Annotated in this window: 13 protein-coding genes and 1 pseudogene; 5 read left to right on the plus strand and 9 right to left on the minus strand. The window is 39.3% G+C overall.

What is annotated here, in order from left to right; all coding sequences use genetic code 11:
- Positions 1–118: 118 nt before the first annotated feature.
- The 5 genes and pseudogenes from DXB58_RS26995 to DXB58_RS27020 all read right to left on the minus strand — a co-directional run bounded on the left by DXB58_RS26995 (position 119) and on the right by DXB58_RS27020 (position 6,164).
- Positions 119–1,522 (minus strand): HNH endonuclease, encoded by a 1,404-nt coding sequence (locus DXB58_RS26995; protein WP_147338752.1) that lies wholly within the window; start codon positions 1,520–1,522, stop codon positions 119–121.
- A 500-nt stretch (positions 1,523–2,022) separates the two neighbouring features.
- Complete coding sequence (locus DXB58_RS27000) at positions 2,023–2,400, minus strand: hypothetical protein (protein ID WP_122138842.1); 378 nt, start codon at positions 2,398–2,400, stop codon at positions 2,023–2,025.
- 506 nt (positions 2,401–2,906) lie between these two features.
- Positions 2,907–3,038, minus strand: a pseudogene (locus DXB58_RS27005) (transposase); the annotation flags it as partial.
- 95 nt (positions 3,039–3,133) lie between these two features.
- Entirely contained in the window at positions 3,134–5,047 is a 1,914-nt protein-coding gene (gene dnaK / locus DXB58_RS27010) for a molecular chaperone DnaK (protein ID WP_122138843.1), read from the minus strand.
- Positions 5,048–5,375: 328 nt separating this feature from the next.
- Positions 5,376–6,164: an META domain-containing protein gene (locus tag DXB58_RS27020; protein WP_122138844.1), complete on the minus strand. Its 789-nt coding sequence runs from the start codon at positions 6,162–6,164 to the stop codon at positions 5,376–5,378.
- 145 nt (positions 6,165–6,309) lie between these two features.
- Between DXB58_RS27020 and DXB58_RS27025 the strand changes: the two genes are divergently transcribed.
- The 4 genes from DXB58_RS27025 to recA all read left to right on the plus strand — a co-directional run bounded on the left by DXB58_RS27025 (position 6,310) and on the right by recA (position 10,430).
- A complete protein-coding gene (locus DXB58_RS27025; RefSeq protein WP_122138845.1) occupies positions 6,310–7,593 on the plus strand; it encodes a hypothetical protein in 1,284 nt (427 codons plus the stop codon).
- Between the two features lie 97 nt (positions 7,594–7,690).
- Complete coding sequence (locus DXB58_RS27030) at positions 7,691–8,884, plus strand: saccharopine dehydrogenase family protein (RefSeq protein WP_004302080.1); 1,194 nt, start codon at positions 7,691–7,693, stop codon at positions 8,882–8,884.
- Between the two features lie 29 nt (positions 8,885–8,913).
- Positions 8,914–9,369 (plus strand): thioredoxin-dependent thiol peroxidase, encoded by a 456-nt coding sequence (gene bcp / locus DXB58_RS27035; protein ID WP_004312515.1) that lies wholly within the window; start codon positions 8,914–8,916, stop codon positions 9,367–9,369.
- Between the two features lie 26 nt (positions 9,370–9,395).
- A complete protein-coding gene (gene recA / locus DXB58_RS27040; RefSeq protein ID WP_009000702.1) occupies positions 9,396–10,430 on the plus strand; it encodes a recombinase RecA in 1,035 nt (344 codons plus the stop codon).
- A gap of 116 nt (positions 10,431–10,546) precedes the next feature.
- Here the strand turns inward: recA and DXB58_RS27045 are convergent, their stop codons facing one another.
- The 4 genes from DXB58_RS27045 to DXB58_RS27060 all read right to left on the minus strand — a co-directional run bounded on the left by DXB58_RS27045 (position 10,547) and on the right by DXB58_RS27060 (position 13,476).
- Complete coding sequence (locus tag DXB58_RS27045; RefSeq protein ID WP_122138846.1) at positions 10,547–11,539, minus strand: YeiH family protein; 993 nt, start codon at positions 11,537–11,539, stop codon at positions 10,547–10,549.
- A 120-nt stretch (positions 11,540–11,659) separates the two neighbouring features.
- The gene (locus DXB58_RS27050; RefSeq protein ID WP_004305673.1) at positions 11,660–12,034 is read right to left on the minus strand and encodes a YccF domain-containing protein; all 375 of its coding nucleotides are present in this window, start codon (positions 12,032–12,034) and stop codon (positions 11,660–11,662) included.
- A gap of 18 nt (positions 12,035–12,052) precedes the next feature.
- Positions 12,053–12,484: a DUF1810 domain-containing protein gene (locus tag DXB58_RS27055; RefSeq protein WP_122138847.1), complete on the minus strand. Its 432-nt coding sequence runs from the start codon at positions 12,482–12,484 to the stop codon at positions 12,053–12,055.
- A gap of 59 nt (positions 12,485–12,543) precedes the next feature.
- On the minus strand, positions 12,544–13,476 hold the full coding sequence (locus DXB58_RS27060; protein WP_233527378.1) for a GNAT family N-acetyltransferase: 933 nt from the start codon (positions 13,474–13,476) through the stop codon (positions 12,544–12,546).
- Positions 13,477–13,867: 391 nt separating this feature from the next.
- On the opposite strand from DXB58_RS27060, the gene DXB58_RS27065 reads away from it, so the two are divergent.
- A complete protein-coding gene (locus DXB58_RS27065) occupies positions 13,868–14,512 on the plus strand; it encodes an HU family DNA-binding protein (protein WP_122138849.1) in 645 nt (214 codons plus the stop codon).
- Positions 14,513–14,728: the final 216 nt, after the last annotated feature.

A 14,728-nucleotide genomic window follows, 5' to 3' on the forward strand; every position in this document is an offset into this window, starting at 1 on the left:
TATTTATTCACAATAGAAGAAGTACCACCAAATTTGACGAAGAACCATTCAAAATAAAAAAAAGATGCCCGAATGTGTGTGAAGTGCACCCTCTTCTACTAAATATCACTCTCTTTTTTCAACGTAATGCCTTCATCACAGATTGTTCCGCACCTTCCTTCGGATGTAGAATATGCCCATCAGACTCCATCAGATATTCAGCAAGTTGTGAGAAATCATACTTATGAAATTTATCGGAAACAATCTCTCCAATACGTTTGCATGCCGCATCAAGCATATATGCAATAAAAAACGAAGAAATTTCTCCAACCTGCACCGAACAAACCTTGGATATGCACTTATGACCGGCATAAACTTCACATTGAGCTTTTAACACTGTTTCCCGGTTATAAATCGTTTGAATCTCGATTTCCCAAAAACAGCGAAAAACTGACCGCACAATATCGGGACATATACTCTGACTGATAATATTTACAGTGGAATCTTCAATCCGTAATCCACCTGACAACTTTGCATTCGGCGCCAGATATCCAATCGTGATTTGAGTATTGAAGATATTCACCAGTGATGGCTCAAAGGATGGGAAATCTACTTTATTCGGACTCTTCTCCTGCGTGTTATCAAACTCACTCTGGTCTACAATCTCACACTCACCTTTATCAATCCAATCCTTCACATGAGCAAATTTACCAATTCTGTCCGCCATATCAATATGTTCTATATTCAATCTTGTTTCAGTTAGTTGAAGACTTTGGATAAGATAATCCATATAACGTTTTAGATAATCTCCCCCATAAACTGGGTCACTCTTCCCAAGCGGCACAATAAAAAAGAATGTCAAGTCTACCAAAGTCAAGGCAACAATACATTTTGGTAATCCGTGACTCAATACCATCCCTTGTCGCACAAAAACCTTTGCCAGAGGCTGGCATATGTATGAATCACGATAGGCATAAAAAACATTCGGAAGAACTTTGGGAACGAATCCTCCCTTAATCCAATCAATTGTAGTACGGAACTCATCTACAAGATTACGCGGCATCAAATCTATGGCAATCTTAGCAAGAGCCTTATAGATTCCTAAATGTGTTATTGGTTCGGCCCCTTCAAGTTTGACATAATACTTACTTTCCGTCTCTTCAAGAATAGCCAAACGTGATATTTTAAGTTCTCCAATAGAACCATCATAGAAGAAATTATGTCCCCATACTTTGATAATCTTATTCTTCTTGTTGACAATCTTATTCTCAGACCTGCGGAATTTCAGATATTCTGCCAGTTCCTTGTCTATAGGACTTAAAGCTGCATTACAACTCTGACATTCATCATTGCAGAAAACGAGTTTATTACCAAGAGCATCAGGAATTGCATGCGCATTTTTCTTCTTAAAACGCACTTCAGGATATTTCTTTCCACAGAAACGACAGACACAAGCATTAAGGTCATTCGGTCCTGTATATTCCTCCTTGTCACCAAACGATATTACATTATAAGTAACGAAGAAATTAGCCTTTCTGACCATAAACACGGCTTTCTTTACCAAATTATTATCAACACTTAATAAGGCCCCTTCTCTAAGAAACGCTAGCCGCGAATTATCTACTTGATTATTGAAATAATCCTCTATAACTGACAAATTTGATTCTTGAGATTTATACTTACTACAGATTTCATGAATTCTAACTTTCAGTTCTGAGGAACAAATGAAAAGTTTGTTATGAGAACTGTCATCAATCCATTCAAGTGGTTTTGCACCACAGAGTAAATTAAGCATATCCATCCATGCAGGATGTGACTGTGAAAGATTAATCCTCAGTCTATCACCGGATTCATTAAATATTTGACAAATAAAATTCGACATCATTGTATATTTTTACGTTATGTATGATCTAATATAATCTAAAACTGATAAAGGCAGTTATATACGACTCTACACTAGCCCTATCGTTCTAACTTTTAGTTATAAAAAAACTCTTCCTAGTTAGCTATAACTGGGAAGAGTCTATTTCTTTAATTCGGTTGCTAAGATAGCAATTTATTTCTAATCTCTCTAATGTTTTTAGATGTTTTTGCAATACATAAAAGAATAGCCCAAGTTGCAATACTTGATAGTAAAGTAGCAATCGTAATTATTAGTCCATCAGTACGAATATCTCCATATTTATCATACGCCATAATAAACGTGAAGATAATTGAAGCAATTATGCCTACCGCAAGTATTATATTAGCAAGTACAATTAAGGTAACCTCTTCCTTATTGCACGATTCCAATACTAAATTCCCCTTTTTTACTTGCTTTTCTTTTACTAATGCAGAATAACTAAACTTTAAACAATCGAGGCAATAATCAGAAAAATCATTGTCTAACTTTTTGCCGCACTTTTTACATTGCTTTTCCATACACTTGTGTTTATTGGTTAATACTAAATAATAATGTTTCCATTTAGTTAGCATCACCTCACGCATATATGAAAAAGGCGTAGAGCTAATGCCTAACGCCATCGAGGGCTACCACACCCTACTCACTTATAGGCAAAGTCTACGCCCGTATATTGGCGTATAAACGCAATACACCCATAAGTGAGTTAAGATAGCCTTACTGCTTTCAATGTGGTAGTTCGATGGCGATTAGGCTATAATATGTAAAAAGCGTACCACCTACATAATGATACGCTGCAAATATAAGAATAACTTCATAAATTACAAACTGTTAGTCCTTCTTCTTTTTCGTCTTATTTTCCTCTTTCTTTTCTTCGACTTGATCCGGTATTTTCTCTTCCTCAATGTGCGCCATCGTTCGATGTAGTTCATCAAACCTGTTCTTTAGGAACAGAAAAGTTAATCTCTAACCTCACTGTTTTAATCTTACTTAGGTCTATTTTCTTGTTTCTTTTTCTTTTCCATAATTAAGCTGCATTACGCAAAAGTAAATTAAATCTTTGAGAATCGTTAAAATTTCGGGTATTAAATCTGAAAACAAATTCGTCAACGTACCTTTGCATATATTTCTTGCATACATGATAGTATGTTCCAAATAACGAAAGACAATTCAATATTTAACAAAACAAAAAGGAGCATAACTTATTGAGTTACGCTCCTTTTTACTATCTATTATTTCGAATAACTATCTATCTTATTTCACCTCTTCGAAGTCAGCATCCTGAACGTTATCTCCGTGCTTGCTGTTATCTTGCTGGCCGGCACCACCGTTCATATCAGGACCAGCCTGTGCTCCACCTTGTGCACCGCTCTGTGCATACATTTCAGCACTTGCAGCCTGGAAAGCAGTATTGATTTCTGCCATAGCAGTATCAATAGCAGCCAAATCCTGTGCCTTGTGAGCATCTTTCAACTTCTGCAAAGCAGCTTCAATCGGAGCTTTCTTGTCAGCAGGCAACTTATCACCTAATTCCTTCAACTGATTTTCAGTAGAGAAGATTACGCTGTCAGCCTGGTTCAGCTTGTCGATCTTTTCACGTTCTTTCTTATCTGCTTCAGCATTAGCTTCAGCTTCAGCCTTCATCTTTTCGATTTCTTCCTTGCTCAAACCGCTGGATGCTTCAATACGGATAGCCTGTTCTTTACCGGTAGCCTTATCTTTTGCAGATACTTTCAAGATACCGTTGGCATCGATATCAAATGTAACCTCAATTTGAGGAACACCACGACGAGCCGGAGCAATACCTGTCAAGTTGAATTGACCGATTGATTTGTTCTGTGCAGCCATCGGACGTTCTCCCTGTAATACGTGGATAGTAACTTCCGTCTGGTTATCGGCAGCAGTAGAGAATGTTTCACTCTTACGAGCCGGGATGGTAGTGTTAGCGTCGATCAACTTAGTCATTACACCACCCAGTGTTTCGATACCCATTGACAACGGAGTAACATCCAATAATACTACACCTTTGATTTCATCTGTCAAAACAGCACCCTGTACAGCAGCACCAATAGCTACCACTTCATCCGGGTTCACACCTTTAGAAGGAGTCTTGCCGAAGAAATCTTCTACCAACTTCTGAACAGCCGGAATACGAGAAGAACCACCAACTAGGATTACTTCATCAATATCAGCATTACTCAAACCTGCATCGCTCATTGCTTTCTTACATGGTTCAAGACAAGCCTGAATCAATTCGTGAGCCAAAGATTCGAATTTTGCACGAGTCAAAGTCTTCACCAAGTGCTTAGGCACACCACCTACCGGCATGATATACGGCAAGTTGATTTCTGTACTTGTAGAAGAAGAAAGCTCAATCTTAGCTTTTTCAGCAGCTTCTTTCAGACGTTGCAAAGCCATCGGATCCTGAGTCAAGTCAGCACCTTCGTCGTTCTTGAATTCCTGTACCAACCAGTTAATGATTACCTGGTCGAAGTCATCACCACCCAGGTGAGTATCACCATTTGTAGAAAGTACTTCAAACACACCACCACCAAATTCGAGGATAGAGATATCGAATGTACCGCCACCAAGGTCGAATACAGCAATCTTCATATCTTTGTGAGCCTTATCCAGACCGTAAGCAAGAGCTGCGGCTGTCGGTTCGTTTACAATACGTTTTACTTCCAGACCGGCAATCTGTCCGGCTTCTTTAGTAGCCTGACGTTGAGAGTCGGAGAAATATGCAGGAACGGTGATAACTGCTTCTGTCACTTCCTGTCCGAGATAGTCTTCAGCAGTCTTCTTCATTTTCTGAAGAATCATAGCAGAGATTTCCTGCGGAGTGTACAAACGTCCGTCAATGTCAACACGCGGAGTGTTATTGTCACCTTTCACTACTTTATAAGGAACACGACCTACCTCTTTCTGTACCTGATCCCAAGTTTCACCCATGAAACGTTTGATTGAGAAGATTGTACGTGTAGGGTTCGTAATAGCCTGACGTTTTGCAGGATCACCCACCTTACGTTCACCGCCATCTACGAAAGCGACAACAGAAGGAGTCGTACGTTTACCTTCACTGTTTGCAATTACTACAGGTTCGTTACCTTCGAATACGGCAACACAAGAGTTTGTAGTTCCTAAGTCAATACCAATAATTTTTCCCATGATCGTTATTTTTTTATTTATTATTTATTCATTGATTTCTTTTTGTCCGGTTGTTTCTCCGACTCTTATCAAGGAGCCTCGTCGCGAACGGACGCTTACTAAAAAGCAAACCGTGTGCCAAAAAGAAATTATACGAATGCATGACATAATATCTGCCAAAAAGACAGTTTTAATAAATAAACACTGCTGATATAGTCATATTCAAAGCCAGTCAGCAACTGTTTCTTTAAACAAATGCAGACGGCTCTGGTTCGATGAAAGGAAAAAAATATGCCTGTGTCGTCATGTGCGACACAGGCATATCCTATTATATAGATTGATCTATTTATTACTTTTCCAGCACGATGACCAATGCGCCATTTGCATCATACAAACCAATGTCGCCACCAGACAACACATCGAATGACTTCACCTCATTGATAGCTTTCAGCACCTTACCTTCTGTTTCCATGTCCGGACAAGCCATCATTGTACTTGCTACTCCCGGGAAAGAAATTGATTTGGCATTACTGGTACTGGTTTCAAAACCGCCATTAATCAGATTACATCCGGCATTGCCATGAATTGTCTTTTTCTTCACATCAAAAGCAATGAAAGGTTGTTTTTCCATTCCGGAAGGAATTGCTTCACCATTCACTTCTTTTATTTTCCATTCTCCATTCAAAACTGAAAGTTTCACATCAGCCTCCTTCTTTTGTAGAACGACAACCGGACGGTTGGACGAATTGCAAAGATACACTTTGTCCTTACCTGCCTTCTTATATCCTTTTACTTGCGCAAAAGCATTCAATACATTATTTTCAGTAGTCATATCCGGACACATCATCCGGGTACTAGCCATTCCTGTAAGTTCAAGACTTCCCGGCTTCGCATTTACATCGAAGCTACCCATCATCCGATTACAGCCGCTATTGCCGGACACACGACCGGTTGCTGTATCAAAAGCGATAAAAGGAAGGGATTTACTTTCACCCGGAGTGATTTTCGAGCCATTGACTTCTATGATATTCCATTCACCATTGATAGATGACAGGGGAATTGCCTTCTCAACCGAACGGCACGAAGACATTGCAAGTGCTGCACCAGCAATGCAAATTGAAACAAATACTTTCTTCATATTGTTATAACGTTTAAGTTAAAATCGAGGGCAAAGATATCAAAAAGATTGGGAAATAACATCCAATGCAACATAAAATATATACATTTGCCAGTAAATGTACAACAAACGAACAATTTACATAGTTCACTTAAAGTAAACAAATATGAGAATAATTGTCCTGTCTTTGATTCTATTCTGCTGTGGTACGTCTCCTATCACAGCCCAAAGTGATTACATCGTCACTACTCCTTCTGCACAGGAAATCCCTGTAGGCCAAGAAGAACAGTTTATCAAAAGTAACTTTCCGTTGCTACCGCTGGGCAAATGGACACCCGGAATGAAATTTATGTTCGTTCCATCTCCACGGAGCATGTTCCTTCCCACCCTTTCCAGTTACGAGACCGAGAAAGGGGTAGACAACAGCCTGCTGAAACATAAAATACTCACTTTCACGGGAACTGAAGAGAAAGCTCAGAATATCCCCAACGGGACTAACTACTCCACTCGCTTCATCTTCGAATGTGAGGGAGGAAAATATTATTATGAGATAAAGAATATGCGGCTGGAGGAGATCTCCGAAAAAGCTCCCCGTGCCGGCATCAACGGATTGGTTTATCTGAAAGATGTGGATACTGCAAAAGAACTGTTGGTAGGAAAAACTGTCTATATACAAGCAGAAAGCGTCCGGATAGACGATGCCAACAATTATTCCGGCTACCGGGATATAGCCATTCCCGTCAATACGGAAGCAACGATTACCGCTATTGGGGTCGGCAGTCAGGCATATCCGGCAAAAATCGTATTCAAAGATACACAGGGACATTCTTATTATCTGGAAGTTGCCCTCTCACGAACAAACTCCGGCATGGACCTGAATGATTTTCAAGGAGAAAAGAGAATGAAATATTTCTCAAATGCATTCAGTTTCACCAATAAGAGTCTGGGCACTATCGAAAGTCTGAAAAATAAATATATGGGAATGACAGTTTATCCTAAAAAGGTGCTGCCAGCCAAAAGAATCATATCTTTTGAAGACAAGCAGACCGAATCACGCGTTCACCTGCCCCGATATACAGTTCTGCAAATCAAAGATATTAGATTATCTCCTCCCGGCAGTCTGGCTATTCTCTCATTAGAAGACAAGGACGGAGCAATCTATGAATTGGAAACCGATCTGAAATATGATGTTATCGTCAGAAATGAAAATTATATCGAAGACTTTTTCGGATTCGAAGATATACATAAAAAATATCCGGGTATTACAGAAAATCGTTGGCAGATTATCTCCCGGGGAGATCTGGAGACGGGCATGAGTACAGTGGAATGTCGTTTATCCATTGGTGATCCGATAGAAATCGAGCTGAAAAAAGACAATCGTTTCGAAACTTGGTTCTACAATGGCAAAACACTGGAATTTGAAAATGGAACCTTGCAGCGTTACAAATAAAAAGGGGTAGCTGCGAATGATTATCTGAAAATAATCACGTATATTTGCAAAGCTAACAATTCCAATATTCTTAATATTTTAATTCGCAATTAACGAAATGGGTAGAGTTCTTATTATTGGTGCGGGCGGTGTTGGCACTGTCGTTGCGCACAAAGTGGCACAAAATGCCGATGTATTTACAGATATCATGATTGCCAGCCGTACGAAAGAAAAATGCGATAAAATCGTCGAGGCAATAGGTAACCCCAATATAAAAACAGCTAAAGTTGATGCAGACAATGTAGATGAGCTGGTAGCCTTATTCAACGATTTCAAACCGGAAATGGTGATTAATGTGGCTCTCCCTTATCAGGATCTGACTATTATGGAAGCTTGTCTGAAAGCTGGAGTGAACTATCTGGACACCGCTAACTACGAGCCGAAGGATGAAGCTCACTTTGAATACAGTTGGCAGTGGGCTTACCACGATCGCTTCAAAGAAGCAGGTCTGACAGCTATTCTCGGTTGCGGATTCGACCCGGGAGTAAGTGGCATCTATACCGCTTATGCAGCTAAACATTATTTTGATGAGATTCAATATCTGGACATTGTAGACTGTAATGCGGGTAACCATCATAAAGCATTTGCTACGAACTTCAATCCGGAAATCAACATTCGCGAAATTACACAGAACGGACGCTATTATGAAAATGGCAAATGGGTAACTACCGGTCCGCTGGAAATTCATAAAGACCTGACATATCCGAACATCGGTCCCCGTGATTCTTATCTCCTTTATCACGAAGAACTGGAGTCATTGGTGAAACATTACCCGACGATCAAACGTGCACGTTTCTGGATGACTTTCGGACAAGAGTATTTAACTCACTTACGCGTTATCCAAAACATCGGTATGGCACGAATCGACGAAGTTGATTACAACGGAGTGAAGATTGTGCCGCTGCAATTCTTGAAAGCTGTATTGCCTAACCCGCAGGATTTAGGAGAAAACTACGAAGGAGAAACCTCTATCGGTTGTCGTATCCGCGGTTTGAAAGATGGCAAGGAACGTACTTATTATGTATACAACAACTGCAGCCATCAGGAAGCTTACCGGGAAACTGGTATGCAAGGAGTGAGCTACACCACCGGAGTTCCGGCAATGATCGGAGCGATGATGTTCTTCAAAGGTGAATGGAAACGTCCGGGTGTAAACAACGTAGAAGAGTTCAATCCGGATCCGTTTATGGAACAACTCAACAAGCAAGGTCTTCCCTGGCATGAAGAGTTCGACAAAAATCTGGAATTATAAGAGTAGACCTGTTCATTAAAAAGATAGTTATGATAAACGTAGGAGATAAAGCACCGGAAGTCTTAGGCATCAATGAAAAAGGCGAAGAAATCCGTTTAAGTGCTTATAAAGGAAAAAAGATTGTGTTGTACTTCTACCCGAAGGACAGTACATCGGGTTGCACCGCACAAGCGTGTAATCTGCGCGACAACTATTCCGAACTACGTAAAGCCGGCTATGAAGTAATCGGTGTCAGCGTAGACAATGAAAAGTCGCACCAGAAATTTATCGAAAAGAACAATCTTCCTTTTACCCTGATTGCCGACACTGACAAAAAGTTAGTGGAAGAGTTTGGAGTATGGGGAGAAAAGAAACTGTACGGACGTGCTTACATGGGTACTTTCCGCACTACTTTCCTGATTAATGAAGAGGGAATCGTAGAACGGATTATCACTCCTAAAGAAGTGAAGACCAAGGAACATGCCTCACAGATTTTAAATCAATAACTCCATTAATTATATAAGAATAAGGTATGGCAAAGAAAGATGAACTTAATTTTGAAACAGATAATAAAATGGCATCAAGCGAAAAACTAAAAGCCTTACAGGCTGCCATGGAAAAGATAGAAAAGAGCTTCGGTAAAGGTTCTATCATGAAAATGGGAGATGATAGTGTTGAACAAGTAGAAGTGATCCCGACAGGCTCTATTGCCTTGAACGTGGCACTTGGTGTTGGAGGTTACCCTAGAGGTAGAATCATCGAAATCTATGGCCCGGAATCATCCGGTAAAACAACATTGGCTATTCATGCCATTGCTGAAGCGCAAAAAGCTGGCGGTATCGCTGCTTTTATTGATGCCGAGCATGCTTTCGACCGTTTCTATGCATCTAAGCTGGGAGTAAACATTGATGATCTTTATATCTCTCAACCGGATAACGGAGAACAGGCTTTGGAAATTGCAGAACAACTGATCCGTTCTTCTGCTATCGACATCATCGTTATCGACTCTGTAGCCGCACTGACTCCTAAAGCGGAAATCGAAGGTGACATGGGTGACAATAAGGTAGGTCTTCAGGCACGTTTGATGTCTCAGGCTCTCCGTAAGTTGACAGCTGCAGTGAGCAAGACACGTACGACTTGTATTTTCATTAACCAGTTGCGTGAGAAGATCGGTGTTATGTTCGGTAACCCGGAAACAACGACTGGTGGTAACGCTTTGAAGTTCTATGCTTCCGTACGTTTGGATATCCGTGGTAGCCAACCTATCAAAGATGGTGAAGAGATCCTTGGTAAACTGACCAAAGTGAAAGTAGTGAAAAACAAAGTAGCGCCTCCTTTCCGCAGAGCTGAATTTGACATCATGTTCGGTGAAGGTATCTCCCACTCCGGAGAAATTATCGACTTGGGGGCTGAACTGGGAATCATCAAGAAGAGTGGTTCATGGTATAGCTACAACGACACTAAGTTAGGACAAGGACGTGATGCTGCTAAACAATGCATTATGGATAATCCTGAACTGGCAGAAGAACTGGAAGGACTGATTTTTGAAGAATTGAAGAAGAAATAAATAGCTTTAGATCTGCTTATCCGTAGGCTGAAAGCTAAATAAATAAAGGTGGGAGAAAGTCGTATACGATCATTCTCCCACCTTTTTCTCTTTTATATCATTCTCTCTTTTATCTCTTATACAAAATAAATATATGCTAATGTACTCAAGCTGATAATTATCCAAAGCAATATTCCTTGAATCAGAGGTTTAATTCCAACGGCTTTCAGAACATCAATAGAAAGAGAAGCACCGATAAAGAACATAGTTATCGTCAAAGTCTTACGGGCAACACCGTTGATAGCTGCTCCTAATTGTGGCACTCCATCCAGTAAATAAGTATTTACCACCAATGCCAATACGAAGAAGAGGATGAACCATGGAATACTGATCTTTTGCCCTTTGCTCTTGAATATAAATGAAGTAGCAAAAGCCATCGGGATAATCCAAAGAGCACGAGTTAATTTGATAGTAGTAGCCACCTTCAATGCTTCTTCACCATAGGCAGCTCCCGCACCTACTACAGAACTGGTATCATGAATGGCAATAGCTGCCCATGTTCCGAACTGTTGTTGATCCATATTCAATGCATGACCAATGGCAGGGAAAATGAAAAGTGCAATAGCATTCAAGATAAAGATTGTACCTAATGCCACAGACATTTCACTGTCCTTCGCTTTCAACACCGGTCCCACTGCTGCGATAGCACTACCACCACAGATAGCGGTTCCCGAACTGATAAGATAAGCTGTATTCCGGTCTATTTTAAACAATTTACGTCCGATGAACCAGCCAATCACCAATGTTCCGATTACTGAAATGACCGTAAATTCCATACCTTCCTTACCGGAAGCTAAAGCAGAATGAAGGTTCATACCGAATCCCAGTCCTACTACTGAATATTGTAACAGATATTTCGATGTTTTCTTATTAAACTTTGGATGTGCTTGTCCGCAAGTTAATGCAAAAATAAGTCCGAGGAACAAAGCAACCGGAGGAGTTACCCAAGCTGACCATGCTTCCAATCCCGGAATATAGTCTAAAAACAGGAAGAAAGTCAGAGTGGAAAGCAGCGCAACATAAATCATCTTATTATTTGCCTGCAAAGTTTTTGTAGCTGTTGAAATCATATCTTTTTGTCTTTAATTGTTTTCCGGGTGCAAAGGTACGGTAAACAATCAAGACCCACCAATAGTTTCTAATTATGCATTATAACTTTTAATTATAAGCATACTCTCTCCCAACTACTCTCACACTGTTACAATGTCTTTCCCAAAAGGCGATAATGCCAAAGATGCCAACTTGAAGTGTTGTAATCCAAAAGGGATTCCGATAATGGTAATGCACAATATAGCCCCGAAAACCAAATGTGACAGACAGATCCAAATGCCACCCAGAAATATCCACAGGATATTCATCAATATATAGAGGCAGCCACCGGAACGGTTCCCACTTCTGACTTCTTTACCGAAAGGCCATAAAGCAAGTCCGGCCAACTTCAATGTTTGCATTCCAAAAGGAATGCCGATAATGGTCAGCATCATCAATAAACTCGAAATGAGGTATTCGACAGCAGTAAAGATACCACCAAGCAGCAGCCACAATAGATTCATTAAACAGCCCATATAAAATAGTATTAGTTATTATTCCAATTTTCTTTTTGTTGTCTCATCCACTTTACCCTGAAAATAATGGTCGATCACTTGCTGAAACAAATCATCCGAAGCAACTTCATTAAAAAGCGTCATGCATGACAATACTTTCATCGCATCTAACGAACCGAAAACTTCCTGCGCCGTTTTATTTTTCAAATGAAGAAAAACAGACGTTATTTCACGAAGTCTTTCTCCCAAAATTGGATGGGCAAGATATGCTTCAGCCTCTTCTTTGCCGCTAAGGCCATAATACTGTGAATTATAACTCATGCCCAATCCTTTCAGTTGAGGAAATATATACCAAATCCAATGGGAATATTTCCGCCCGTTTCTAACTTCTACAAGGGCTTGTTCATAATCACCTCGTTGGGCATCTAAAAATCGTTGTAAGTTATAGTCAGTCATAGATACTTCTCGCATTTTTTTAAGTTATCATACTTTCAGGAGATAACAGAATCAAATAAGTGATTTATTTCGAATCACAGCACTTTTTTCAATTCTATTAAAGCCGAGACTTCGTTTTCCTTATTAATGTACTTCTCTATTTCATAGGGTTTATATCCTAATTTAGTATATAACAGAAGCCCACTCGTATTAACATCAAAACAAGACAAATGAAGCTCCGATACATTATATTTCTTTTTCCCAATATCTTCCATAGCATTTATCAGAAATGTGCCAACGCCACGATTACGAAAACAAGGACTTACTATTACATTTCCAATAGCACAATATTGAAATTCTCTTACCTCATAGAAGTTTGCAAACCCTACTACTTCATTATTAAATAAAACAACAGTCGAATCAAATCTATCTTTTATTGTATTCTTTAATTGATCGATTGTTAAAGGAAAATCAGCTTTAGGAAACATAAAAAACAGCTCCTGCTTGTTTCGAGGTAATTTACAAACAGTTTCTAAATCGTCAAACGTAAAATCTCTATAAGTAAGTTTTTCTTTTTCCATAATAATCATGCTGATACCCTCCATTTCTTTTCTACATACAATATTATAACCGACTTTGCTATATAGATGCAAAGTATTGGGTGTCTCTTCGCCCGTAAAAAGAGAAAACTTATGACAGTGGGGAAATAATCGTTCTATTTCAGTCATAAGTTCTCTACCTATACCTTTATTCTGAAAATCGGGATGCACTATCAATTTACCAATATGACATACTCTATTTTCATCCATACGTCCCCTGACAGAACCTACAATCTGTCCATCATCTGATACGTATTTGAGAATAATGCCTGTCTGATACTCATCACAAATCTCATCCTGATTTTGCAACAAAGGGGGAAGATCGAATTTATTCATTCGTTCGACCACCACCATAAAAGATTTCTTTTGCAAAGATAAAATGTTTACCAAATCATTTTCCTCAGCTTGCATGATATTAGTATGACTCATAATATTACAAATATACACTTTTCTAAAAACTAACAGAAGCATTGCATCCACTTTTTAGGAAATAATATATTAAGCATAAAATCCCGTTATATCCTTTCTCTTTAATCATCTTCATTCCCTCCCAAACTATTAATAGAAAACTCCTTCTTTATTAAGGATAAACTTCTTTTTGTCAAATAGAAAACTTACCTTTGTATAAGAGTAAACTATAAATGCAAGCTTTGATTATAAAAATGAAAGCTTTGTTTTTATAAACGCAAGCTTCAATTATAAAAACAAAAGTTGCATTTATAGTTTATAATTAATCAAAAGGAACTTTACTATTAGAAGAAAGGAAGTTTGCCTCTAATACAAAAGAACTTATCTATTAATACTTTAAACAATAGATGATATGGCAAGATATATCATGGAGGAGATGCCCGATCTTCAGAAAACAGGCAAAAGAATTACTTATCCTAAATTTGCGCGGATAGATAATGCAAGCATAAAAGAGTTGGCGCAACGAGTTGGCGACGTCAGTGGATTCAGTGCAGGAGACATAGAAGGCGTACTACTTCAGACCGCCATTGAAATGGCGCATCTGATGGCAGAAGGACGCTCAGTAAAGATAGACGGAATAGGAACGTTTACTCCCTCTCTTACTTTAGGTAGAGACAAGGAGCGGGAAGATCCGGAAGAAGGTGGAACTCATCGCAACGCACAAAGTATCTTTATAGGAGGTGTAAATTTCCGGGTAGACCGAGAAATGGTGAGAAATATCAGCGAAAGATGCCAACTGGAAAGAGCACCCTGGAAAAAGCAGCGATCCTCTAAAAAATTCACATCGGAACAACGACTGGCATTAGCTCTAAAGTATCTGGATGAACATCCTTTCCTGACCGTTTGGGAATATCGCAAATTAACAGGATTGTTGCAAACAGCAGCAACCAACGAACTCAAGCAATGGGGACATCAACCGGATTCTGGAATAGAAATCACTGGAAGAGGAGCACACAGGGTATATATAAAGAAAAAAATAGCCGAACAAAGTGAATAACAGTATGAGAAATACCTCGAAAATAGATGAGAAATAACAGTTTTGAGGCCTATTTCACTAAGGAAACTATGAGAAATAGGCTTTCTCAAAACATTTCTCATTCAGCAACTAACTGGCTATAAGATTATTACAGAGCAACTATGAGAACATGAGAAATGAATATTATTTTTCTGGTTCTTCGTCAAATTTGGTGGTACTTCTTCTATTGTGAATAAA

The sequence above is a fragment of the Bacteroides sp. OM05-10AA genome, from assembly GCF_003439055.1.
In the GTDB taxonomy this organism is placed as follows: domain Bacteria; phylum Bacteroidota; class Bacteroidia; order Bacteroidales; family Bacteroidaceae; genus Bacteroides; species Bacteroides intestinigallinarum.

Excerpts from the sequence above, each read along its gene's own strand:
- dnaK (WP_122138843.1), bottom strand. The coding sequence starts at position 5,047 with ATGGGAAAAATTATTGGTATTGACTTAGGAACTACAAACTCTTGTGTT.
- recA (WP_009000702.1), top strand. The coding sequence starts at position 9,396 with ATGGCAAAGAAAGATGAACTTAATTTTGAAACAGATAATAAAATGGCA.
- DXB58_RS27050 (WP_004305673.1), bottom strand. The coding sequence starts at position 12,034 with ATGGGCTGTTTAATGAATCTATTGTGGCTGCTGCTTGGTGGTATCTTT.
- DXB58_RS27055 (WP_122138847.1), bottom strand. The coding sequence starts at position 12,484 with ATGCGAGAAGTATCTATGACTGACTATAACTTACAACGATTTTTAGAT.
- DXB58_RS27060 (WP_233527378.1), bottom strand. The coding sequence starts at position 13,476 with ATGAGTCATACTAATATCATGCAAGCTGAGGAAAATGATTTGGTAAAC.
- DXB58_RS27045 (WP_122138846.1), bottom strand. The coding sequence starts at position 11,539 with ATGATTTCAACAGCTACAAAAACTTTGCAGGCAAATAATAAGATGATT.
- DXB58_RS27030 (WP_004302080.1), top strand. The coding sequence starts at position 7,691 with ATGGGTAGAGTTCTTATTATTGGTGCGGGCGGTGTTGGCACTGTCGTT.
- DXB58_RS26995 (WP_147338752.1), bottom strand. The coding sequence starts at position 1,522 with ATGGTCAGAAAGGCTAATTTCTTCGTTACTTATAATGTAATATCGTTT.
- DXB58_RS27020 (WP_122138844.1), bottom strand. The coding sequence starts at position 6,164 with ATGAAGAAAGTATTTGTTTCAATTTGCATTGCTGGTGCAGCACTTGCA.
- DXB58_RS27065 (WP_122138849.1), top strand. The coding sequence starts at position 13,868 with ATGGCAAGATATATCATGGAGGAGATGCCCGATCTTCAGAAAACAGGC.
- DXB58_RS27000 (WP_122138842.1), bottom strand. The coding sequence starts at position 2,400 with ATGGAAAAGCAATGTAAAAAGTGCGGCAAAAAGTTAGACAATGATTTT.
- DXB58_RS27025 (WP_122138845.1), top strand. The coding sequence starts at position 6,310 with ATGAGAATAATTGTCCTGTCTTTGATTCTATTCTGCTGTGGTACGTCT.
- bcp (WP_004312515.1), top strand. The coding sequence starts at position 8,914 with ATGATAAACGTAGGAGATAAAGCACCGGAAGTCTTAGGCATCAATGAA.